The organism is Sphingomonas sp. SP3, assembly GCF_058514305.1.
On sequence record NZ_JBZSOE010000001.1, the window covers coordinates 284,719 to 307,953 of the forward strand.

Here is a 23,235-nt window from a genome sequence, read left to right on the forward strand (position 1 = left end):
GCGCGCCGCACCTTGATCGCTTCCATCGCCTTCTACCTGTTCGCGACGCTAACGATTGCCTCGGCAATTGCGGTGATTTTCGCGCGCAATCCGGTCCACAGCGTGCTGTGGCTGATCGTTGCCTTCTTCAACGCGGCGGGCCTGATGCTGCTGGTCGGCGCGGAGTTCATCGCGATGCTGGTAGTGATCGTCTACGTCGGTGCGGTCGCGGTCCTGTTCCTGTTCGTCGTGATGATGCTCGATGTCGACTTCGCATCGCTGCGATCGGGCTTCACGCGCAACCTGCCGTTCGGCCTGATCATCGCCTTGGTCCTGCTTGCGGAGATCATCGTCGCGGTCAGCGCGTGGAAGGCGGGGCCAACGCTCAGCGGCCACGCAATTCCGACCGCCGCTACGCCGAACATCGTCGCGCTCGGGCAGCTGCTCTACAGCCGCTACCTGTTCCCGTTCGAAATCGCGGGCCTGATCCTGCTGGTGGCGATGATCGGCGCGATCGTGCTGACTCATCGTAGCCGCGGCGACACGCGTTCGCAGAAGGTTTGGAAGCAGGTCGATCGGAAGCCCGGCGAGGCCGTGAAGCTGGCCGATCCGGGCGTAGGCGAGGGGATGTCGCTGTGATCAGCCTCGCCCATTACCTGACTGTCGCCGCGATCCTGTTCACGATCGGCGTACTCGGCATCTTCCTCAACCGCCGCAACGTCATCCTGATGCTGATGGCGATCGAGCTCATCCTGCTTGCGGTGAACATCAACCTCGTCGCTTTCTCGGCCTACCTCGGTGACCTGACCGGGCAGGTGCTGGCGATGTTCGTGCTGACCGTCGCCGCGGCGGAAGCGGCCATCGGCCTTGCCATCCTCGTCATCTTCTTCCGTCGCCGCGGCTCGATCGCCGTCGACGACGTCAACCGGATGAGGGGCTGATGCATCCGGTCATCTTCATCGTCTTCCTGCCGCTGATTGCGGCGATCGTCGCGGGCCTCGGCCACCACTGGATCGGCAAGACCGCGGCGAAGGTCGTGACCACCGGCGCGCTGTTCGCCGGTGCGTTGCTCAGCTGGCCGATCTTCCTTCAGTATATCGCGGGCGAGGCCGGGCCGACCGTCGTCCCGGTGCTGAAGTGGATCGAATCCGGCGGCCTGAATGTGGACTGGGCGCTTCGCGTCGACAGCCTGACCGCGGTGATGCTGGTGGTGGTGACAACGGTCTCCAGCCTCGTCCACCTCTACAGCTGGGGCTATATGGAAGAAGACCCGGCCCAGCCGCGATTCTTCGCTTACCTATCGCTCTTCAGCTTCGCGATGCTGATGCTCGTGACCGCCGACAGCCTGGTGCAGATGTTCTTCGGCTGGGAAGGCGTCGGTCTCGCTTCCTACCTGCTGATCGGCTTCTGGTATCACAAGCCATCGGCCAATGCGGCGGCATTGAAGGCATTCGTCGTCAACCGCGTCGGCGATTTCGGCTTCAGCCTCGGCATCTTCGGCACCTTCCTGGTGTTCGGCACGGTGTCGATCCCGGCGATCCTTCACGCCGCGCCGGGCATGGCGGGGTCGACGATCGGCTTTGCCGGCATGCACGTCGACACGATGACCCTGCTCTGCCTGCTGCTGTTCGTCGGGGCGATGGGCAAGTCGGCGCAACTTCCGCTCCACACCTGGCTTCCGGACGCGATGGAAGGCCCGACTCCGGTCAGCGCCCTCATCCACGCGGCAACGATGGTCACCGCCGGCGTGTTCATGGTCTGCCGCCTGTCGCCAATGTTCGAGACGTCGCAGACGGCGATGCACGTCGTCACTTACATCGGCGCCGCGACCTGCATTTTCGCGGCGACCGTCGGTTGCGCGCAAAACGACATCAAGCGTGTGATCGCTTATTCAACCTGCTCGCAGCTCGGCTACATGTTCTTCGCGGCTGGCGTCGGCGCTTACGGCGCGGCGATGTTCCACCTGTTCACGCACGCCTTCTTCAAGGCCTTGCTGTTCCTTGGCGCGGGCTCGGTCATCCATGCGATGCACCACGAACAGGACATGCGTTACTATGGCGCTCTCCGTAAGGAGATCCCGATCACCTTCTGGGTGATGGTCGTCGGCACGCTGGCGATCACCGGGGTTGGCGTCGAAGGGTTTGGCTTTGCCGGTTTCTGGTCGAAGGACGCGATCCTCGAGAGCGCCTGGGCCAGTGGCTCGGTGTCTGGCACGATCGCCTTCTGGATCGGTGCGCTGGCGGCGCTTCTGACCAGCTTCTACTCGTGGCGCCTGATCTTCATGACCTTCTTCGGGGAGCCGCGCTGGGCAGCCTCAGAGCATATCCAGCACGCGATCCACGGCGATCATCACGATCACCCGGACGAGGAGCATGGCGACAGCGCCCATAGCGCGCATCACGTCTCGACCGGCACCGACGGCTATCATCCGCATGAAAGCCCGCTGACCATTCTCGTCCCGATCGCGCTCCTTGCGGTTGGTGCGGCGCTTGCCGGGCAGCTGTTCCACGGCGTGTTCGTCGATCCCGAGCGCGCGGCGGAATATTGGAACCAGACGATTGCCTTCAGCCACGAGCTCGCCGAGCACGCGCATCACGTCGATGCGTGGGTGAAGCTGACCCCGACGATCGTCATGCTCGTCGGCCTGTGTATCGCCTACAATGGTTACATCCGCGACCGAGGCGCGCCCGCCCGTTTCGTTGCGACCTTCCCCTCGATCTACCGCTTCGTCAGCAACAAATGGTATTTCGACGAGCTCTACGACGTCATCTTCGTGCGCCCCGCGCTGTGGCTCGGGCGATTGTTCTGGAAGCGCGGTGACGAGGGCACGATCGACCGGTTCGGCCCGCATGGCGCGGCTTATGCGGTCGGCATCGGCAACCGGATCACCGCCAGGTTCCAGTCCGGCTATCTTTATTCCTACGCGCTGGTGATGCTGCTCGGCCTGATCGGCGCGGCTAGCTGGGCGATCTGGTGGGCAGCCAAGTGACCGGCGTTCCCTGGCTCAGCCTGCTGATCGTGGTGCCGCTGCTTGCCGGCATCATTTGCCTGTTCGTGAAGGACAATGGAGCGCGCTGGACCGCGCTCATCGCGACGCTGATCGACTTCGCGTTGAGCATCTACCTATGGACGCAGTACGATCCCGATGGCGCACAGTGGCAGTTCGTCGAGAAGATGCCGTTTGGCGGCCTCGTGAACTGGGCGCTCGGGATCGACGGCATCGCCTTGCTGCTGATCGTCCTGACTGCTTTCCTGATGCCGATCTGCATCGGCGCCAGCTGGCGCTCGATCGAGAAGCGTGTGCCCGAATATATGGCCTACTTCCTGCTGATGGAGGCGCTCATCATGGGCTCCTTCGCGGCGCAGGATTTGCTGCTGTTCTACATCTTCTTCGAAGGCGGCCTCATCCCGATGTACCTGATCATCGGCGTGTGGGGCGGGGCCGAGCGCATCAAGGCCAGCTACAAGTTCTTCCTCTACACCTTGCTCGGATCGGTGCTGATGCTGATCGCAATGCTGTACATGGCGTCGACGGCGCACACGACGTCGATCCCGGCGCTGATGGCCTACGACTTTCCGGTCGACGCGCAGCGCCTGTTGTTCCTCGCCTTCCTCGCCAGCTTTGCGGTCAAGCTGCCAATGTGGCCGGTCCACACATGGTTGCCAGACGCGCACGTGCAGGCACCGACCGCCGGCTCTGTGATCCTTGCCGGCGTCCTGCTGAAGCTTGGCGGTTACGGCTTCATCCGCTTCTCGCTGCCGATGTTCCCGGAGGGATCGGCCGAATTCATTCCGCTGATGTTCGTCCTCTCGGGTGTGGCGGCGATCTACACCTCGCTGGTCGCGCTGGTGCAGAAGGACATGAAGAAGCTCATCGCTTATTCGTCCGTCGCCCACATGGCCTTTGTGACCTTCGGCCTGTTCGCAATGAACCGGCAGGGGATCGAGGGCGCGATGCTGGTCATGCTCGGCCACGGCCTCGTCTCGGGCGCGCTCTTCTTGTGCGTTGGCGTCGTCTACGACCGCCTGCACACGCGGGACATCGATCGCTACGGCGGGCTCAGCAACAATATGCCCGGCTATGCCCTGCTATTCATGGTCTTCACCATGGCCAGCATCGGACTTCCTGGGACCAGTAACTTCCCCGGCGAGTTCCTGAGTATGGTCGGCACCTATCGCGCGTCGAGCTGGGCGGCCGTCGCAGCCTGCTTCAGCACGATCCTGGCGGCGGCCTACATGCTCTATCTTTACTGGCGGATCTGCTTCGGCACGTCGCGCAACAAGGACGCGGCGACGATGCAGGATCTGTCCGCTCGTGAATGGTGGCTCCTCGCACCGATCGTGGCCGGGGTGTTCTGGATGGGTATTTATCCGGAAAGCTTTCTGAAGCCGATGCGCAACGACATTGGACGCGTGCTCACCCGGATGGAGCGCGTCGCGCCGGCGGGAGACTCGCATTTGACGGTGCCGACGATGGCCAACGGAATGCACCAAGATCACGGGGCGACACACTGATGGTCCGCTTCGCTCCGCTTCTGCCCGAGATCATCCTGTCGACCGCCGGGATCGTCCTGATGATGGTCGCCGCCTTCACTGGCCGCCGCGGTTCGGCCGCGGTTAGCTGGCTCGCCGTGCTGTCGCTGGTCGGGGCAACCGCGGCGTTGGTCGGCGCGCCCTCGCATGCTGGCCCGATTTTCGACGGCCTGGTCAGCGCGGATTTGTTCGCCAGCTTCGGCAAGGCGATCATCTTCCCGGCGGCCGCGGTGGCGATCATCGCCGCCCATGGCTGGTTCGAGCGCGGTACCGAGCATGCGAGCGAATATGCGGTCCTGATCCTGTTTAGCGCGGTGGGCATGAGCGTCATGGTCTCCGCGACGAGCCTGATCTCGCTTTACGTCGGCCTCGAGCTGCAAAGCCTCGCCGCTTACGTACTCGCATCCTATCGCCGCACCGACGAACGTTCGGCAGAGGCAGGCCTCAAATATTTCGTGCTCGGAGCGCTGGCGAGCGGCATCCTGCTCTACGGCATCTCGCTTCTTTACGGCTTCGCTGGAACGGCGAACTTCAGCGGCCTGGCGGCGACCTTCGCCCGCGGCGCGCCGTCGCTCGGTCTGTTATTCGGCCTGGTGTTCGTGCTCGCCGGTCTTGCCTTCAAGATCAGCGCCGTGCCGTTCCACATGTGGACGCCCGACGTTTACGAAGGGGCGCCGACGCCGGTGACCGCTTTCTTCGCCTCGGCACCGAAGGCTGCAGCGGTGCTGCTTGCAACGCGCGTCTGCATCGAGGCGCTCGGTCCGGCGACCGACGCCTGGCGCCAGATCGTTATTTGCGCGGCGCTCGCGTCGATCTTCCTCGGTGCGGTGGCGGCGTATGGCCAGACCAACATCAAGCGGCTGCTCGCCTATTCGTCGATCAACAATGTCGGCTTCGCGCTCGTCGGCTTGGCGGCAGCCGGACCGCAAGGCACGTCGTCGGTGCTCTTCTACATGGCCGTCTATGTCGTAATGACGCTTGGCGCCTTCCTCTGCGTCCTGTGGATGCACGACGAGAAGGGCCGGCCGGTCGAAAGCATCGCCAGCCTTTCGGGACTTGCGCAGACGCGACCTGCCTTCGCGGCAGCCTTCGCGATGTTCATGTTCAGCCTTGCCGGCATCCCGCCCTTGTTCGGATTCTGGCCCAAGTTGCTGGTGTTCAACGCTGCCGTTGCCAGCGGCTATGTCGCGCTCGCGGTCGCCGCGATCCTCGGCACCGTGATCGGCGCCTATTATTACCTGCGCATCATCAAGGTGATGTACATGGATGAGCCGGCGGCGCCCTATGGCCGTGCGCGCGAGCCGCTCCAGGGCCTGCTCATCCTGCTGGCCGCGATCGTCATTTCCCCGCTTGGCTACTTGCTGATCGGCCCGCTCGGCTCGCTCACCGACCGCGCGGCGGGGTCGCTCTTCTGAGCCGCATCCGGATCGTCGAGCGCACCGGCTCGACCAACGCCGACCTGATTGCCGACCCTTCCGCCGTCGAAGGCGATTGGCTCGTCGCAATGGCCCAAGATGCTGGAAAGGGCCGACAGGGCCGCTCGTGGGCGGCCGAGGACGGCAATTTCTTCGGCAGCACGTTGATCGAACTTAGGCCGGGCGATCCCGCCGCTCAGACCCTATCGCTGGCCGCGGGGTTGGCGCTTGCCGAAGCAGTCGATGCGGCGATCCCGGGCCAGCCGCTGATGCTGAAGTGGCCCAATGACGTCATGCTCTTGGGCAAGAAGCTCGCGGGCATCCTGTTGGAGCGCAGCGGCGAGCGCATTATCGCAGGGTTCGGGGTCAACCTGGCATCGGCGCCGGATATTCCAGGCCGCCGCACGGCATCGCTTGGCGCCGCGATAACCCCACAAGCCTTCGCGCCGCTGCTTGCCGGCTCATTCGCTCGGTTGCTCGGCCTGTGGCGGCAGAATGACGCTCGCGTGGTCGTCCAGGCATGGCTCGCGCGCGCTCACCTGATCGGCACGCGCATCACCGTCCATGCGGGCGCGGAGGATAGCATCTCCGGCCGCTTCGACGGGCTGGAAGCGGACGGCGCGCTCCGCCTTCGCCGCGATGATGGTTCGCTTGAGATCGTCCGCGCCGGAGACGTCGAGTTGTGATGATGCGGCGGCAAGGCTAGGCAAGCGGCCATGCTGCTCGCCATCGACGCCGGCAATACTAACCTCGTGTTCGCGCTCGTCGGCAACGGCGAGATCCGCGCGCGCTGGCGCATCGCCACCGATCCGCGGCGGACGGCGGACGAATATTCGGTCTGGCTTCACCAGCTTCTCGAACTCGAAGGTCTGTCGCGAGGTGATGTAGATGCCGTGATCATCGGCACGGTTGTGCCGCGCGCGCTTCACAACCTTGAAGTTCTCTCGAGCAAATATTTCGGAGTCGAACCGTTTATCGCGGGACAAGGATCGGCCGCGTGGCCGTTGAAGCTTGACGTCGATGAACCCCAAAACGTGGGTGCCGACCGGGCGCTCAACGCCATTGCGGCACACGCCAAGCACAAGGGCGATCTAATCGTCATCGACTTCGGAACGGCGACGACATTCGATGTTGTCGACTCTTCCGGCGCTTATACCGGCGGGATCATCGCGCCGGGCATCAACCTGTCGCTCGATGCACTGGTCAGTGCCGCCGCCAAGCTGCCGCGCATCGCGATCGAGGCGCCAGTGAAGGACAGCGTCATTGGGCGTACGACCCAGGACCAGATGCTGGTCGGAATCTACTGGGGCTACATCGCGATGCTCGAAGGGCTGGTCCAGCGGATGAAGCGCGAGCTCGATCGACCCGTCACGGTGATCGCCACCGGCGGTCTCGCCAACCTGTTCGACAAGCACACCGAGGTATTCGACGTGATCGAGCCCGACCTCACCATCCACGGGTTGAGCCTGCTGCACGACATGGCGGCCAAGAAGTGATTCCCGGTGAAGAGCTGATTTTCGTCGCGCTCGGCGGATCGGGCGAGATCGGCATGAACGTCAATCTATACGGCTGCCGTGGCCAGTGGATCATGGTCGATCTCGGCCTGACCTTTGCCGACTTCGAATTTCCGGGGATCGACCTCATCCTGCCCGACCTCGAATTCATCGAAGAGCAGCAGGAGCGGCTCGCGGGCATCGTGCTGACCCACGGCCACGAAGACCATATCGGCGCGCTGCCCTATCTCGCCGAGGAACTGAAAAGCCCGCTCTACGCGACGCCGTTCACTGCAGGGCTGATTGCCGGCAAGCTGGAGGAAGAAGGGCTCACCGGCGCGGTAAAGCTCAACATCGTCGAGCGCGGTGGCACGGTCGAACTTGGGCCCTTCAAAATCAGCTTCGTGGCCTTGTCCCACTCAATCCCCGAGGGCAACGGCTTGCTCATCGAAACACCGTTCGGCAACATCTTCCACACCGGCGACTGGAAGATCGACGAGACGCCGGTGATCGGGGAGGGCGGCGATTCGCACCTCCTGTCCGAGATCGGCGACCGCGGTGTGCTCGCGCTCGTGTGCGATTCCACCAACGTCTTCCAGGACAAGCCGTCGGGGTCGGAGGAAAGCGTCCACCCAGGCCTTCGCGCTCAGGTCGAAAAGGCCAAGGGGCGGGTGGTCGTTACCACCTTCGCGTCCAATGCCGCGCGGCTGGAGACGATCGGTCGCGTCGCCCGCGAAACCGGCCGCCAATTATGCATCGCGGGCCGTTCGCTGGAGCGCATCCTGCGCGTCGCCCAGGCAACCGGCTACCTGAAGGACTTCCCGCCGCCGATCTCGTTCGACGAGGCAATGCGGCTTCCGAAGAAGGAAGTGTTGATCATCGCGACGGGCGGGCAGGGGGAACCACGCGCCGCGCTCGGGCGGATCGCGAGCGGCACGCATGACCTCAAAGTCAGCCAGGGCGACACGGTCATTTTCTCGTCGCGGATCATTCCGGGGAACGAGATTTCGATCGGGCGGATCATGAACCAACTGTCCGATCTCGGCGTGAACATCGTTACCGAAAAGCAGGCTCACGTGCACGTATCGGGCCATCCGGGCCGACCGGAGCTGATCGAGATGTACCAGTGGGTGCGCCCGGATATCGTGGTGCCGGTCCATGGCGAAGCGCGCCACATGGCCGAGCAGGCGCGGCTGGCCCTTGGGCACGGCGTCCCTCACGCCGTCGTTCAGAAAAACGGTGACGTCATTCGTCTCGCGCCGGGCGATCCGAAGAAGATCGATGAAGTGCGCGTCGGGCGACTCGTCTTGGACGGCGACGTGATCCTTCCGGCCGACGGCTCAACCGTGAGCGAGCGCCGGCGCATCGGTTATAGCGGTTTGATCACAGTCGCGGTGCCGGTCGGCGCCAATGGTCGGCTAGCGGGGACGCCATTCGTCCGCCCGTTCGGCGTACCAGTCGAGGAAGACCGTGATGATTTCATCGCCGATGCGACGGACGCCGCGACGAAGGCCTACAGCCCGGGCGCCGACGTCGACAAGGTCCGCGAGGCGGTGCGCCTGGCCGTCCGCCGTTGTGCGACAGTCTGGACCGGCAAGAAGCCGCTGGTTGAGGTCATGTTGCTCAAGGTCGCGCAATAAGCATGGCGCTATCATCGATTATCGCGATCTATTTCCTGTTCTTTGCCGCGAGCGCGTTCTTCCTGCTCCCGTTCGGCGTGCGCACGGATGAAGAGGCGGGGACCCCAAAGGTCCGCGGCCAGGCCGATAGCGCGCCGCACCGCTTCGATCTCAAGCGACACTTGCTGAAGGCAGCGGTTGTCGGCGCAATCCTGTTCGCCATCTATTATGCGAACTGGTCGTTCGGCTGGATCACGCCCGACGACCTGGATTTCTATACCCCGCACGCAGAGCGGAACGAGCCCTAGCGGCGGTTTCCGATGGCCTGGGCGAGGGCAGCGTAGAGCTTGCCCATGTCCGACGACATCAGGGTCACGGCGATCACGCCGCCATCGCGCTCTGCCAATACGCGCCGGAGCATCGCCTCGAAGTCATGGACGTAGCGATTTACCGACCGCTGGAATTCGAGGTCGCTCTCGTAATGCGCCTTAAGAGCGCGCGTCTCGCTGCCACCTATTAGGCGCACGGCACGGCTCGTGAAGACGCCGCGATTACCCTTGAGGTACGCACCCCACGCCTTGTCGTCGATCTCGTCGGACAGGATCTTGCCGACGTCGATCGCGGCTGAATGCATCGAATCGATCAGCAGGGACACCCGGCGCGCGAACGCCTCGCTGTCCTTCTCGCGCTGCGACTTGCTGGTCTCCTCGATATGCGCCTCGAGCGCCGCCGCACTCTGGCCAAGGGTCAGCATCTGCTGGGTCAGGCGATCCGAGGCCGCTTTGGCCGAATCGACCGCACGAGCCGCGACCGTTTCTACTTCGCGCAGCCGTTCCTCGACGCTCTCGCGAATGACCTTCTCGAGTGCTTCGCGAGTCTTGGCCGAGAGCTTGCCCGCGGTTTCCGGGATGACCTTCTCGATCGCTTCGCGCGCACGCTCGGCGGCATGCGCTGCGGCGTCTTTGACTTGCACGAGCGCGGCAACCAGGGACGGGCCGGTCTCTGCGCTAAGATTGGTGGCCTCGCGCTCGACCTGCGCCAGCATGGACGCCAGCTCGGCGAGCTTCGATTGCGCGCCGCCAACACCATCATCGACGCTTGCCAGCAGCGCCGCGAAGCGGTCCTGCTGCTCAGCGATCTGCGATCCTGCGCTCGACAGCCGCTCACCGGCTTCCGTTGCCGCATCGCGGATCCAGCCGATCTCGGGCTTTAGCGTGCCCGCAATCTCACTGAGACGATCCGCGCCGCCTTGCGCTTCGCCGATTGCGACGCCCACGCCTTCTCGGACTTCGGCCGTTAGCCGGTCGATGCTCTCGCGCAGAGCGGTAGTACGATCGGCCAGGGACCCGATGGCGTCATCCTGCGAGCTAGCTTGCGCGGCCAGCGTGTCCAGCTCGGTTCGCGCCCGCGTAAGCGAGTTGAGGAAGTGATTGGCGCGCTCGTCGCCATTCGAAGCCAGTTCGGTGAAGCGCTGGTCAATCATCGCGAGGCCGCGATCGATCTCCGCAATCATGCGCTGCGACGCACGCTCTTGTTCTGCGACCCGATCGGCCATCCCTTCGAGCGACGAATTGGCGAGGCCGAGGTTGGACGCGAGGGCTTCCGACGTGTCAGCGCCGACCTTGCCGATGCTTGCCGACGCCTGTTCGACGAGTGCCGCGACGGCGCTCGACTGCACGTCGATGCCGGACCGGATCTCGGTCAGGGTCGCCGAGGTGCGCTCGAGCAGTGCATCGAGCGAGCCGGCCAGGCCCGTTTGGGCTTCGTTGACACTGGCGGACGCTGCCGCGCCCGCATTCTCGATCTCGGCAAGCCGCGCGGCAAGCCGGTCAGTCGCATCAGCGATCAACTGGTCGGCTACGCGAGTCTTCTCGGTAAGCTCTCCAACTTGCTGCTGGAACTGGGCGGCCTTGCCCGTCGATTCGCTGCCCGCTGCACGCAATTGATCGGCCAGCTGCCGCGCGGCTTGCTCGGCCCGCGGGAGATCTTCGAGAAGGACGCCAATATCGTTGCGCGCAGCTTCGGCGGCGCGATCGAGGGCTTCACCGTGGCGGCGCAGCTTCTCGCTGCTGCTATCGAATTCGCGCGTGATTCCGCCGAGCTTCCCGGTCGCATCGTCGCCGAGCTGCATCAGGTGTTGGGAAATCATCGTGAGCTCGCCGCGGCTGTCGCTGATTCGCTGCGACAAGACCTCGAGCAACGCTTCGAGCGACTGGCTCTCCGCCCGCATCGCAATGACCGACCGGGTGAAGCGCTCAGCTTCCTTGCGGCGGGTCCGGCCGAACATGAGCCAGACGAGGCCGAGAAGGGCGAGCGGGCCTGCAGCGACGGCGATCCATTGCGCGACCGCGGGCGAGGTTAGGGGTTGGCCCGCAAGCGTCCGCCCCGCGGACCAGGCGGTGTACGCAAGCCACAGCGCGGCAAGCACCGACAGCGACCAGCCGAGAACCTGGCGCCCACCGGCACCCCGTTCCTCGGCCCGGCTTTCCGCCCATTGGCCCTGGTCGAACTCCGGTTCGACGGCAATCTGCTCGGTCGTGAGTTCGAGCGGCTCGGCCGGCTCCCCTGCTTGCTGCAAGGCATCGGCGCGCTGAGGATGCGGTGTCATGACAGATGCAGTTTACCATCTTTGACGAGCCACGAAAGCGATTAGAGAGGGTGCATGGCACGCGGGGGAAAGAGCGGATGGCGCCGGGCGCGCTGATCGGCGCATATCAGCAGGACGATGAGGGCGGACTTCGCGCCTTGCTGCCACTCGCGGGGCGCACTTTGCTTGAATATCAGGTTCGCTGCGTCGCGGCCGCGGGTGCCGCGCCGATCGTCGTCGTCGTCGAGCGCGTTCCTCAGGCACTCCAGGACGTTTTCGAACGATTGAGACTGGATGGCCTCCGCATCCTGCCGGTGAGCGCGATTGATGAAGCCATCAGTCGCTTCGAAGCGGGGTCGATGGTCGTCCTCGTCGGCGATGGCGTCGTCGCATCGGCCGAGCTGGTGGCAACGCTCGCCGAGCAGGAAGAGGCCGCGGTGGCGACAGTCCCCGACGACGAGGTCCACCAAGCCTTCGAGCGGATCGACGCCGAATCCCGCTGGGCCGGCGTCGCCCTGGTCGATTCGCATTTGCTCGGGTCGACAGCGGCGATGCTGGGCGATTGGGACCTTCAATCGACCCTGTTGCGCCGAACCCTTCAGGAGGGAGCGCTTCGGTTACGGGCGGACGAGATCGGCGGAGAACCCCTGCTCGCGGAGCGACCCGAGCAGATCGAGGCATTCCAGCGCAATCTCGTCGCGGGCTCGCGCGGATCGCGCTCTGATTGGGCAAGCCGGTTCATCCTTCCTCCAGTCGAGGAGATGGCGACCGAGCAGCTCATGGAAACATCGGTCAGGCCGGCCTGGCTGATCTGGGCAGCCCTGGCGCTGACGCTTGCGGGTGCAGTGTGCTTCGCGCGCGGCTGGCTCGGGGCAGGGCTAGGGCTGCTCATCGTCTCAACGCCGCTTGATATCGTGGCGGGCCGCCTCGCGAGCATTCGCTTGCGGCCTCTGCCCGCACGGATGCTCAGCCGGGTTGCGCTTTGGCCTGCTGCGGGCCTGGCCCTACTGGCGATTGGGTGGTGGGAAGCGCGCCATGGCACCGGCTGGGGCTCGATGGTTACGGCCGCAGCAGCTGCCGCCTTCGCCGAAGCTGCCCGGATTGAGCGATCGGCACTCCCGGCAGGCGACATTTGGCTGTTTTCGAGGCGAAATGCGATTTTTGCCGCCATTCCCTTTGCTATAGCGGGCAGCTGGACAGCCTATCTTCTCGCCATGCTCGCCTATGCCGCAGCGTCTTTCTTCATCGTCCAGCACGTCCGGCATCACGCGCCGAGTTGACGCGAAGTTAACGGAAATTCGATAAGCCGGCGCTGATGATGCCGGAAGAATGGCCGATCGCTGCTTCGGTAGCCGACCAGAACGCGCCCGCGCGCCCCGCGGGTGGCGACCGGCTGTCCACGGTTCGCATCGACTTTTTCCTCGATCCTGCCCAGCGCCTGACCGAGCAGGAGCGGGCCCTGATGACCGCGATGCTTCATTGCCTCGTCGGCGACATCGCTGATGCGCTTCGAGCGGCGCTGCCGCCAGGTGTCGCAGCGGCCAACGATGATGACAATCGGACTCTGGTGGAAAGGCTGAGCGCGGCGCGCCTCGTGGACGAGCCCGGACTGATGGCGATGCTACTCCGCCGGGCCGACGAAGAACGCATCGCAACAGCCGCTACGGGACGCACTGGACGCCACGAAGCCCGTGTACTTCAAGGGCTTGTAAGTCATTCCAGCGGTCCCGTCTCAGCTGCCGCCATGGCCTTGATCCTGGCGCGCGGACGGCGCCGCGACCGATTCGGCCAGTGTCTTATCGCCTTCGACGATCTTCCGGCCGAGACCGCCGAGCTGTTGACGCAGCGCATCGCCGCGGCCTTGCGTGTCGGGCTCGAGGGGCGATCCGATGCCGATCTTGCTAGCGCGATGCTGGCGGTTCTCGCTCAGCGCGACAGCGCCAGAAGCAGTGACGCCCTGACCGCCGATCTCGTTGCGCTACTCGATCGGGATGGCGCGCTCTCCGATGAGCTCATCCTCGCGGCCGCACATGAAGGTGAGGTGGCGTTCCTCGCCCATATCCTCGCTCGACGCGCCGGGATCCCGGCGGCATCCGCAGTGGGCGAGATGCTCTGTGCAAACCCGCACCGGATCATTGCCCTCTTGCACGCATCGGTGGCCACCCGCTCCTTGAGCGCCGGATTGCTGGCCAGCATCGGCGACCTGCTCGGAATCGACGACCCGGCAGCCGCAATTAGCATTTTTGACACGATGACCGACGAGCAAGTGTCGGCAGCGCGGAGCTGGCTGTCGACGTCGCCCGCCTATCGGGCCGCGCTTGGCGCCCTTGGTGATCGGCATGGCTAGCGCGCCGTCTGAGCCCAGGGCCGTACTCGGCCGCCTCGACAATGTCGGCAGGCTGATTGCCGCCGATCCCGAGCTGGAGGCTCTCCAGAGGGAGGCCGGCGCGGCGATCGGGCAAATACTTGCTCTACCGCAGATTTTGGCCGTGGCTCAGCTTGCCCGGGAGCTTGGAACGCCCGTTTCGCGCCCGGCAATCGCAGCGTCGGCCGATCAGGACATCGATCTTTGGGTTCACGCGACGCCGGATGGCGATGAGGTCGGATTGTCGTTGGAACGCTGGACCGTCCGGCCCCCGGCGGGACCGCGTCTCGGGTCTCCGTTTGCTGGTGAGGCCGATCCTCAGCCAGGAGCCGTCCACCACGAATGGGAAGCCGACGAAGAGTTGCGCCTCATTTCGGTGTCCGGCGACCTTGCCGAACTCCTTGGCTTCGACGTCGCCGAATGCGCCGGGCTGCCGCTGACAAAGGTCTTCCGCCTCGAGGAGAATGACGAGGGCGACATGCCTTTGGTTGCGGCGCTTGCGGCGCGGCACGGCTTTTCCGGCCAGCGGGCGCGCAGCCGCGCTGACGAGAGCCAGTCCATCGCCCTTGCAGGCGAAGTCGTGACGAGCGCCGACGGAGGCTTCGCGGGGTTCCGCGGAACCGCGGAAGTCGAAGGCGGATCGCCGCCCGCTCGCGCGAATCAGATTGCCTATTTCGACGAGGCGCTCGACGAGGTGCTCCGGGCTCCCCTCGACCGGATTATCGACAGCGCCGAACGCATCGTGGAGCGTGCCGACGGGCCGCTCCGCAGCGATTATGCGAGCTACGGCAACGACATCGCGGCCGCCGCCCGGCACCTACTCTCCGTTGTGCGCGGGATGGGGGACGACGCAGTCCAAGACCAGCAGGCGATCGACCTCACCGCACTCAGCGCCGAGGCGGTGGTGATGCTGGAGGCGACCGCCGAAGAGCGGGGCGTCGAGATCGAGATGGAGTCCAGCCAGCCGTTGATGGGCACCGGGCAGGAACGCGCGGTCATCCAGATCATCGTGAACCTGGTCGGGAACGCGATCCGCTATTCCCCGCAGGGAAAGACGGTGCAGCTATCGTTCGGGCGGACGCAGGGGACGGCTTCCGTTACCGTCACCGACGAAGGCCCGGGTATCGCGGTCGCAGACCAGCAGCGGATCTTCGAGCGTTTCGAGCGCGCCGAGCCGCGCGAAGAGGGTGCGGGGCTTGGTCTTGCCATTTCCCGCCGGCTCGCCCGTTCGATGGGCGGCGATGTGACGCTCGACAGCTCCCCTGGCAAAGGCGCGCGTTTTACGCTGACCCTGCCGCGCGCCTAGCGCTTCTCGACCGGAATATAATTTCGCTGTGCGGCGCCGGTGTAGAGCTGGCGCGGGCGGCCGATCTTCTGGTCGGGATCGGCAATCATCTCGTTCCACTGCGCGACCCAGCCGACGGTGCGGGCGAGAGCGAATAGCGCGGTGAACATATCGGTCGGGAAGCCGATCGCGTTGAGGATCACGCCCGAATAGAAATCAACGTTCGGATAGAGCTTCTTCTCGATGAAATAGTCGTCGTTGAGCGCGATATGCTCGAGCTCTTTTGCGACATCGAGCACCGGGTCCTTGATGTTGAGCTCTTTCAACACCTCGTCCGCAGTCGCCTTCATCACCTTCGCGCGCGGGTCGAAGTTTTTGTAGACGCGATGCCCGAAGCCCATCAGCCGGAACGGGTCGTTCTTGTCCTTGGCCCGGGCGATATATTCCGGGATCCGCTTCACGTCGCCGATCTCGCGCAGCATGTTGAGCGCCGCTTCGTTGGCGCCGCCGTGAGCGGGCCCCCAAAGGCAAGCGATGCCCGCCGCGATGCAGGCGAACGGGTTCGCACCCGACGAGCCCGCTAGTCGCACGGTCGAGGTCGACGCATTCTGCTCATGGTCGGCGTGAAGGATGAAGATGCGCCGCATCGCGCGCTCGATCACCGGATTGACCTGGTAGTGTTCGGCCGGAACTCCGAATGTCATGCGCAGGAAGTTGCCGGTGTAGCTAAGGCTGTTGTCGGGGTAGAGGAACGGCTGCCCGATCGAATATTTGTACGCCATGGCCGCGATCGTCGGCATCTTCGCGATCAGCCGGTGGGTCGCGATCATTCGCTGCTCGGGATCGGTGATGTCGGTGCTGTCGTGGTAGAAGGCGCTCAGCGCGCCGACGACGCCGCACATGATCGCCATCGGATGGGCGTCGCGGCGAAACCCGCGGTAGAAGGTCGCCAGCTGCTCGTGGAGCATCGTGTGGCGGCTAATCGTGTAGGAGAAGTCGCTCAGCTCTTCCTTCTTCGGAAGCTCGCCGTGGACCAGCAGGTAGGCCACTTCCATGAAGGTCGAATTTTCGGCCAGCTGGTCGATCGGGTAGCCGCGGTGGAGTAGGATTCCCTTCTCGCCATCGATGTAGGTGATCGCGCTCTGACAGCTCGCGGTCGAGGTGAAGCCCGGGTCATAGGTGAACATGCCCGTTTCGCCGTAGAACTTGCGGATATCGACCACTTCCGGGCCGACCGAGCCGTCGAGCACCGGATAGGTGAAGTTGGACCCGTTGACGCCCAGGGTCGCGGTCTTGTCGCTCATTAGTTCGGCTCCACCATTTGGTCGGCGATGCGGGCGAGGCTTTCTTGCCGCCCCAACAACGCAAGCACATCAAAAATTCCCGGTGACGTCGTGCTCCCCGTGAGGGCAGCGCGTAGCGGCTGGGCGAGTTTGCCGAGCTTCACGCCATTGCCCTCCGCGACCTCGCGGATGGCCGCCTCTACCGATGCAGCATCCCACTCGGCAAGTGCCGCAAGTTTCTCATGCGCCGAGGCAAGGAGGCTGTGCGCATCGTCAGCGAGCAGCGCCTCGGCAGCCGGCTCCATGCTCAACGGGCGCTTGGCGAACAGGAATCGCGCGCCATCGGCAAGCTGATGCACCGTGTGAGCGCGGGCCTTGAGCTCCGGCATCGCCTTGATCAGCAGGTCGCGATCGTCCCCGGAGACGCCGAGGCCGGGTGCGATCAGCTCGGCGAGCCGCGTATCGTCGGCCTCGCGCAGGTAATGCCCGTTCAAATTCTCGAGCTTCTTGAAGTCGAAGCGTGACGGCGATTTGCCCACATGATCGAGGTCGAACCATTCGATTGCCTGCTCGCGGCTGATGATTTCATCGTCGCCATGGCCCCAGCCAAGCCGAAGCAGGTAGTTGGACACCGCCTCTGGGAGCATGCCGAGCTCATCGCGATAGGCGTCGACGCCCAGCGCACCGTGGCGCTTGCTAAGCTTTGCGCCGTCCGGACCATGGATCAGGGGCACGTGCGCATAGACCGGTTCCGGCCAGCCCATCGCGCGGATGATTGCCAGCTGCCGGAAAGCATTGTTCAGATGGTCGTCGCCGCGGATCACATGGGTCACGCCCATGTCATGGTCGTCGACCACCACCGCCAGCATGTAGGTCGGGGTCCCGTCGGAACGGAGCAGGACGAAATCGTCCAGCTCGACATTCTGGACCGTGACCCGGCCCTGAACCTTGTCATCGATGACCGTCTCGCCTTCGCGTGCGGCCTTGAGGCGGATGACGAAAGGCGTGTCGCCCTGCCTTTCGGTGACGTCGCGCCATGGGCTGGCGATGCGGAAGGGCTTGCGTTCCTTGGCTGCGGCCTCGCGCTGCGCGGCGAGCTCCTCTTGCGTCATGTAGCAGCGGTAAGCGTGCCCGCGCTCGAGCATCTTGTGCGCGACCTCGGCGTGCCGGGCCCAGAATTGCGACTGGTAATATTCGTGCCCGTCCCAATCGAGCGCCAGCCAGCGCATCCCGTCGAGGATCGCGTCGATCGCTTCCTTGGTCGACCGGGCCTTGTCGGTGTCCTCAATGCGCAGGAGGAACTTGCCGCCGTGGTGGCGGGCGAACAGCCAGTTGAAGAGAGCGGTACGGGCGCCGCCGATGTGCAGGAATCCAGTCGGGGACGGTGCAAATCGGGTAACGACGGGCTTATCACTTGCGCTCAAGCGCACTTTCCTCTTCTCTTCATGCTGCAATGCAATGGACGAGCGCCCCTAACATAGGGGAAGCGCCTCTTCCACAGCGTGCTCGGAAGCTTTGGAAGGCGCGGTTTTCCGCGGCTCACGAGGAGATCGAGAAGATCCTCGAGGCGGAGCGCGCGCAGCTCCCGCCCTGGTTCGTTGTCGGCCTCGGCAGCGGGATTGCGGCCTGGTTCGTGCTGGGCTCGCGAAGCCAGTGGTCCGCCTTCCTCTGCCTCAGCTCCGCGCTCTCGCTAATCGGGTTCGCCATGGGCGCGGGCAGGGCCGGGCGCGCGCTCGGCTGGTTCGCGCTCGCGGCATTTGTCGGTTGCGCCCTTGTTTGGGGTCGGTCGGCCCGGGTTGCGCAGCCGCGCCTCGATCGACCGGTCGTCACCGATGTGTCCGGACGTGTGGAAAGCGTCGACTATCTCGCGGCCAAGCAGGCCGTGCGCCTTACGCTGGCGCCTCAGGGCGGTCAATTGCCGCCCCGCGTCCGCGTGTCGGTCGACGACGACAAGCTGCCGGCGGGGATTGCCGCGGGCGCGCTCATCAGCGTGAAGGCGAGGCTCGCGCCGCCGCCGCCAATGGCGCTGCCCGGAACTTATGACTTCGCACGGGACGCCTGGCTCAAGGGCATCGGTGGAGTTGGCAAGGCCATGGGACCAGTGACAGTCGTCCGGGCCTCCAATCCGCATGGGCTCGATCGCGCCCGCGATGGCCTTAGGCGGCATATCGCGGCGCAGCTTCCGCCGAGTTCTGCGGGAATTGCCATTGCGCTGGCCACCGGCGACCAGAATGCGGTGAGCGCCGATGATGCCGAGGCGATGCGGCGGAGCGGCCTGACGCACCTCCTCTCGGTCAGCGGTCTTCACATCGCGGCAGTCGTCGCCTTCGTCATGTTCCTGACCTTGAAGCTCTTGGCCCTGAGCGAGCGATTGGCGCTGCGCTTCAACCTCGTGTTGGTCGCTGCCGCTGCCGCTGCCGCGGCTGGCATCGGCTACACCTTGCTGACCGGCGCGCAGGTGCCGACGGTCCGAAGTTGCGTCGCCGCGCTCCTGATCCTCGGCGGTATCGCGCTTGGCCGCGACGCCCTGAGCATAAGGCTGATCGCAGCCGGTGCCCTCGTGGTCCTGCTGTTCCGGCCTGAAGCGCTGGCCGGCCCAAGCTTCCAAATGAGCTTTGCGGCGGTGACAGCGATCGTCGCACTCCATTCGACCGCATTGTCCCGCCGTTGGTTTCAGCGCCGGGAAGAGGGGCTCCCGGCTCGGCTCCTACGCGATCTAGCGGCGATGGTTGCGACCGGCCTTGTGGTCGAATTCGCGCTAATCCCCATGGCGCTGTTCCACTTCCACCGGGCCGGTCTCTACGGCGTGGGCGCCAACATCATCGCTATCCCGTTGACGACCTTCGTCATCATGCCGCTGGAAGCCGGGGCGCTGCTGCTGGACGTGGCGGGGTGGGGACGGCCTTTGTGGTGGCTTTGCGGCGCCTCGATCAATGGCCTGCTCCACCTGGCTCATGCCGTATCGTCTGCAAGTGGCGCCGTCGCGCTCCTGCCGGCAATGCCCGGCTGGTCCTATGGGCTGATGGTCGCGGGCGGCTTGTGGTTGTGCCTGTGGAACAGCCGGCTGAGGCTTTTGGGATTCGCACCTGTGCTTGTGGGTATTGCGGGAGCGGCGGCGTCGCCCTCACCTCAATTGCTCATCACTGGCGATGGCAAGCATGTCGCTGTCGTCGAGGGGAAAACACCGTTCATCCTCCGAGACCGCGCGGGCGACTATGTCCGTTCCCTGCTTGCTGAAGCCTCCGGCTTTGATGGCGATCCCGCGGCGCTCGACGAGCGCCCGTTTAGCGATTGCTCGAACGATGCCTGTGTGGCCGTGCTTCGCAAGGACGGGCGGGAATGGCGGCTCCTTGCAACGCGGTCCGCGACGTGGATCGACTGGGTGCCATTTACCAGGGCGTGTGCCCAAGCGGATATCATCGTCTCGGACCGCCGCCTGCCCAGGGGATGCACCCCGCGCTGGCTGAAACTAGACCGCTCAGGACTGGCTCGGACCGGGGGCGTTGCGGTCTATCTTGGGGCGAAACCCCGCCTCGATACGGTGAACTCCCGCACCGGCCATCACCCTTGGACTCAACTAGCGCCTTAGCGATCACTCCACACGGCGAGCTCGTTGCCCGAAGGATCGATGAACTGGAATCGCCGCCCGCCCGGGAAGCTGAAAATCGGCTTGGCGATGACTCCGCCAGCCTTGGCAACCGCGTCGAACGCAGCTTCGAGGTCGTCCACCCTGACGACCGGCAGGGGCGCTGACAGTGCATCTGCCGGATCGCCCTGGAGGCCGACGTCCGTCGTGCCGTTGGTCGTCGCCGAATAAGTCGGGCCGTAGTCGGTGAAGTCCCAGCCGAACGCTTTGCTGTAAAACGCGCGAGTCAGCTCATGCGCGGTTGCGCTCGGCAACTCAACATAGTCGATACGTGCCACTTCAGTAGCGCCGGATCAGGCCAGCCAGCTTACCCTGGATTTGCACCCGCCGCGGGTCGTAGCGCTGAGGCTCGTACTGCCGGTTTGCGGGATCCAGGCGGACCATGCTGCCCTCGCGACGGAAGGTCTTCAGGGTCGCTTCTTCGTTGTCGATCAGGGCGACCACGATCTCGCCGTCGCGGGCCGTGTCGACCTTGCGGATCAGCGCGAAATCGCCATCGAGAATGCCCTCGTCGACCATCGAATCGCCGGAAACTTCCAGCGCATAATGTTCGCCCGGCCCGAGCAGCGCGGCCGGGACCGAGAAATTCTCCGTACCTTGAAGCGCCTCGATTGGCGTACCCGCGGCAATCCGGCCGTGGAGCGGGATTTCCATCGTGTCATTCGCCGCCGCAGGGGCAGCGGGCCGCAGCTGGGTCACGGACGCGGTCGGCTTGACCTCGGGATGCTTCAGCACTTCGAGCGCGCGGGCCCGATTGGGGAGGCGGCGAATGAAGCCGCGCTCCTCGAGCGCCGAAATGAGGCGGTGCACCCCGGACTTGGATTTGAGGTCGAGCGCTTCGCGCATCTCGTCGAAGCTCGGACTAATCCCGCTGTCTTTCAGGCGGTCGTCGATGAACAGCAGCAATTCACGCTGTTTCGCGGTGAGCATCGGTCATCACTCCCGTCGTAAAGAACGAACGGGGAACGTGTATTGAACAAACGGGCGCGGGTCAAGCCCGCCGCCAATGCTCGATCAGCCACCGCTCGAGGTGAGGCGCGTCTTCACGTCCTGGATCGCTTTTTCGTTGCGCTCGACCTTCAGCGCTTCGCGGAGGGCGGCCACGAATTCGCGCGCATAATCGTCGGCCGCGCTCTGCTGGAGCTCGGTTTGCATCTGGCTGATGAGGCCCGGCTGAAGCAACGCGTTGCCCGGCGTGACCTTATTCACCTTGACGATGAACAGCCCGCGGCCCTGCGGGTCCGGTGCAACCTTGGCCGCGCCCTGGGTGATCGTGAACATCGTTTGCAGCGCGGGCGGCACCGGCTCCTTCGAATTGGCGATCTGGATCCGGCGCGCTGCGATCGGGCGAACCGGCGGAAGGGGAGAGTTGGACTCCTTCACCGCCTGAGCGAGCGGCATGCCACGACCGGCCTTCGCGGCGATCGCGTCGGCTACGGCCTTCACACGTTGCGCCGCGCGGTTGGCGACCCAGTCGCTCACCACGCGGTCGCGAATGCTCGCCAGCGGGGCCGGAGCCGCGGGCTGGATCTGCGCCGGGTGGACCATCGCATAACCCTGGTCGTTCGGCAGCGAGACGATCTCGGGCGGGTCGTTGGCGGCAATGTCGAACCCGGTCTTGATCGCCGGCGCGAGCTCGGCGGAGGGCTTGAACGACGGATCCGCGCGTGACGTGCCGGCCGCGGTGATCAGCGGCGTGCTCGTCACCGGCGCCTTTGCTGCCGCTGCCGCTTCGACGAAGTTGCTGCCGTCGTCGACCGCGTTCTGCAGCTTGTCGGCCATGTCCTCGATCGCCTGCTTGCGCTTGTCGACATTGAGCTTGGCCGCGATCTCGCCCTTGGCCTGCTCGAGCGATTTGCCGCTGACCGACTTCACGGATTCGACCTTGGCGACAACCCAGCCGAAATCGGACTGGACCGGCCCGACCACTGCGCCCTGCGATGCAGCGAAGACGGCTGCGGCCGCCCTGTTTCCGGCAACGCCCGCATAAGCGTCGCGCGTCTGGTCGCTAAGCGAGGTAACGGCTGCTCCGCCGCTTGCGGCCTGGATCGTCGCGCCCGCTTTGGCTTTTGCCGCGATGGCGCTGGCCGCTGCCTGGTTCTGGACCACCGCCTGGCTGATCGTGCGCGTGTCCTTGGCAGCGTAGGTCGCCTTGTTGGCGTTATAGTAAGTCGCGATCTCCTGGTCGGATGCAGTCACGCCGGCGACCTGCTCGGGACCGACCCGGGCGATGCGGAGCACGCGCTGTTCGGGGATCATGTAGCGCGCACGGTTGGTCTGGTAGAAGCTCTGAAGGTCGGCGTCGGTCGGGTTGAGCCCCGCCTTGAACGCGTCGAGCGGTACCATCGCCACTTCGCCCTCACGCGATTCCAGCATCATCGAGGCGTAGGGCGTTGCCATTCCGACCGATACGCGGGCGTTGGTCGCGACCGGGGTCAGCAGCAGGCGCTGGAGGAGGCCGCCGGTCAGAACCTGGCGCACTTGGGTGTCGGTGAGGCGCTGCTGGCCCAGGAATTGTTGATAGGCCTGCTGGCTGAACTGGCCGTTCAGTCCCTTCGTGCCGGGGATTTGCGCGATCTCCGCATCGACGAGCCGCTTCGACAAATGGAAATCGAACTTGTTGGCGAAGGCGATCAAGGTCCGCTGGTCGATGAGCGCATTGAGGATCGTCTCGAAGTCCCCGGCGATGGTCGCATAATCGGCCTCGGGTTTTTCGCGACGCACGTCTTGCAGCCGGCGCTGCATCGCCTCGCTCATTTCGGTTTCGCCGATCTGCTGGTCGCCGACTTCGGCGACCGTCGTGCTGCCCATGCCGAAGCCGATATTGCCGGACCCAAAGTTGGAAATGTCGCTGATCGCGAAACCTGCGAGGATCGCGATCAGGATTGAAGCCATGATCCAGGTGCCGACTTTGGACTTGGAAACGCGACGGAAAAAGGAAGACATGTCAATCCAGCTCTGAAGGGGATGGCGCGTGCTTTAGGGGGCAGGGTAGCGCGCATCAAGCGGCCCAGCTACTCGGGGCGCCGA

General features: G+C 64.8%; 19 protein-coding genes. 13 read left to right on the forward strand and 6 right to left on the reverse strand.

Going from position 1 to position 23,235, the window contains the following annotated elements; genetic code table 11:
• Nucleotides 1-12: 12 nt before the first annotated feature.
• The 9 genes from AC4K8G_RS01645 to AC4K8G_RS01685 are packed head-to-tail and all read left to right on the forward strand — an operon-like array spanning nucleotide 13 to nucleotide 9,347.
• On the forward strand, nucleotides 13-618 hold the full coding sequence (locus AC4K8G_RS01645; RefSeq protein WP_491732444.1) for an NADH-quinone oxidoreductase subunit J: 606 nt from the start codon (nucleotides 13-15) through the stop codon (nucleotides 616-618).
• A complete protein-coding gene (gene nuoK / locus AC4K8G_RS01650; protein WP_491732445.1) occupies nucleotides 615-920 on the forward strand; it encodes an NADH-quinone oxidoreductase subunit NuoK in 306 nt (101 codons plus the stop codon). The genes AC4K8G_RS01645 and nuoK overlap by 4 nt, the downstream gene beginning before the upstream one ends.
• The gene (nuoL, locus tag AC4K8G_RS01655) at nucleotides 920-2,968 is read left to right on the forward strand and encodes an NADH-quinone oxidoreductase subunit L (protein ID WP_491732446.1); all 2,049 of its coding nucleotides are present in this window, start codon (nucleotides 920-922) and stop codon (nucleotides 2,966-2,968) included. Before nuoK ends, nuoL begins: the two co-directional genes overlap by 1 nt.
• Entirely contained in the window at nucleotides 2,965-4,494 is a 1,530-nt protein-coding gene (locus AC4K8G_RS01660) for an NADH-quinone oxidoreductase subunit M (RefSeq protein ID WP_491734387.1), read from the forward strand. The genes nuoL and AC4K8G_RS01660 overlap by 4 nt, the downstream gene beginning before the upstream one ends.
• Nucleotides 4,494-5,927, forward strand: coding sequence for an NADH-quinone oxidoreductase subunit NuoN (gene nuoN / locus AC4K8G_RS01665; protein ID WP_491732447.1), 1,434 nt, complete (start codon nucleotides 4,494-4,496; stop codon nucleotides 5,925-5,927). Before AC4K8G_RS01660 ends, nuoN begins: the two co-directional genes overlap by 1 nt.
• Before the next feature lie 11 nt (nucleotides 5,928-5,938).
• Entirely contained in the window at nucleotides 5,939-6,613 is a 675-nt protein-coding gene (locus AC4K8G_RS01670) for a biotin--[acetyl-CoA-carboxylase] ligase (protein WP_491734388.1), read from the forward strand.
• 30 nt (nucleotides 6,614-6,643) lie between these two features.
• Nucleotides 6,644-7,423, forward strand: a complete 780-nt coding sequence (locus AC4K8G_RS01675) for a type III pantothenate kinase (protein WP_491732448.1) — start codon at nucleotides 6,644-6,646, stop codon at nucleotides 7,421-7,423.
• Nucleotides 7,420-9,060: a ribonuclease J gene (locus tag AC4K8G_RS01680; RefSeq protein ID WP_491732449.1), complete on the forward strand. Its 1,641-nt coding sequence runs from the start codon at nucleotides 7,420-7,422 to the stop codon at nucleotides 9,058-9,060. Before AC4K8G_RS01675 ends, AC4K8G_RS01680 begins: the two co-directional genes overlap by 4 nt.
• 2 nt (nucleotides 9,061-9,062) lie before the next feature.
• Entirely contained in the window at nucleotides 9,063-9,347 is a 285-nt protein-coding gene (locus AC4K8G_RS01685; RefSeq protein ID WP_491732450.1) for a DUF1467 family protein, read from the forward strand.
• Here AC4K8G_RS01685 and AC4K8G_RS01690 read toward each other — a convergent pair.
• Complete coding sequence (locus tag AC4K8G_RS01690) at nucleotides 9,344-11,647, reverse strand: coiled-coil domain-containing protein (protein ID WP_491732451.1); 2,304 nt, start codon at nucleotides 11,645-11,647, stop codon at nucleotides 9,344-9,346. The two genes, AC4K8G_RS01685 and AC4K8G_RS01690, sit on opposite strands and share 4 nt — an antisense overlap.
• Before the next feature lie 77 nt (nucleotides 11,648-11,724).
• On the opposite strand from AC4K8G_RS01690, the gene AC4K8G_RS01695 reads away from it, so the two are divergent.
• Genes AC4K8G_RS01695 through AC4K8G_RS01705 form a run of 3 tightly spaced genes read left to right on the forward strand, consistent with a single transcriptional unit; the run spans nucleotide 11,725 to nucleotide 15,297 of the window.
• The gene (locus AC4K8G_RS01695; protein ID WP_491732452.1) at nucleotides 11,725-12,906 is read left to right on the forward strand and encodes an NTP transferase domain-containing protein; all 1,182 of its coding nucleotides are present in this window, start codon (nucleotides 11,725-11,727) and stop codon (nucleotides 12,904-12,906) included.
• Between the two features lie 35 nt (nucleotides 12,907-12,941).
• Nucleotides 12,942-13,973 (forward strand): DUF2336 domain-containing protein, encoded by a 1,032-nt coding sequence (locus tag AC4K8G_RS01700; protein ID WP_491732453.1) that lies wholly within the window; start codon nucleotides 12,942-12,944, stop codon nucleotides 13,971-13,973.
• The gene (locus AC4K8G_RS01705) at nucleotides 13,966-15,297 is read left to right on the forward strand and encodes a sensor histidine kinase (RefSeq protein ID WP_491734389.1); all 1,332 of its coding nucleotides are present in this window, start codon (nucleotides 13,966-13,968) and stop codon (nucleotides 15,295-15,297) included. The genes AC4K8G_RS01700 and AC4K8G_RS01705 overlap by 8 nt, the downstream gene beginning before the upstream one ends.
• Here the strand turns inward: AC4K8G_RS01705 and AC4K8G_RS01710 are convergent.
• Together AC4K8G_RS01710 and gltX are read right to left on the reverse strand one after the other, a co-directional pair.
• Nucleotides 15,294-16,580 (reverse strand): citrate synthase, encoded by a 1,287-nt coding sequence (locus tag AC4K8G_RS01710; RefSeq protein WP_491732454.1) that lies wholly within the window; start codon nucleotides 16,578-16,580, stop codon nucleotides 15,294-15,296. The two genes, AC4K8G_RS01705 and AC4K8G_RS01710, sit on opposite strands and share 4 nt — an antisense overlap.
• On the reverse strand, nucleotides 16,580-17,989 hold the full coding sequence (gene gltX / locus AC4K8G_RS01715; protein WP_491732455.1) for a glutamate--tRNA ligase: 1,410 nt from the start codon (nucleotides 17,987-17,989) through the stop codon (nucleotides 16,580-16,582). The genes AC4K8G_RS01710 and gltX overlap by 1 nt, the downstream gene beginning before the upstream one ends.
• A gap of 23 nt (nucleotides 17,990-18,012) precedes the next feature.
• Here gltX and AC4K8G_RS01720 point away from each other — a divergent pair, with 23 nt between their 5' ends.
• Nucleotides 18,013-20,148 carry a ComEC/Rec2 family competence protein gene (locus AC4K8G_RS01720; RefSeq protein WP_491732456.1) on the forward strand — a complete coding sequence of 712 codons (2,136 nt, stop codon included), beginning with the start codon at nucleotides 18,013-18,015 and terminating at the stop codon, nucleotides 20,146-20,148.
• Here the strand turns inward: AC4K8G_RS01720 and AC4K8G_RS01725 are convergent.
• The 3 genes from AC4K8G_RS01725 to AC4K8G_RS01735 form a co-directional block, all read right to left on the reverse strand.
• Nucleotides 20,145-20,483 carry a VOC family protein gene (locus AC4K8G_RS01725; protein ID WP_491732457.1) on the reverse strand — a complete coding sequence of 113 codons (339 nt, stop codon included), beginning with the start codon at nucleotides 20,481-20,483 and terminating at the stop codon, nucleotides 20,145-20,147. The two genes, AC4K8G_RS01720 and AC4K8G_RS01725, sit on opposite strands and share 4 nt — an antisense overlap.
• A 1-nt stretch (nucleotide 20,484) precedes the next feature.
• Nucleotides 20,485-21,135 carry a transcriptional repressor LexA gene (gene lexA / locus AC4K8G_RS01730; RefSeq protein ID WP_491732458.1) on the reverse strand — a complete coding sequence of 217 codons (651 nt, stop codon included), beginning with the start codon at nucleotides 21,133-21,135 and terminating at the stop codon, nucleotides 20,485-20,487.
• Between the two features lie 84 nt (nucleotides 21,136-21,219).
• Nucleotides 21,220-23,151, reverse strand: coding sequence for a peptidylprolyl isomerase (locus AC4K8G_RS01735; RefSeq protein ID WP_491732459.1), 1,932 nt, complete (start codon nucleotides 23,149-23,151; stop codon nucleotides 21,220-21,222).
• Nucleotides 23,152-23,235 lie beyond the last annotated feature (84 nt).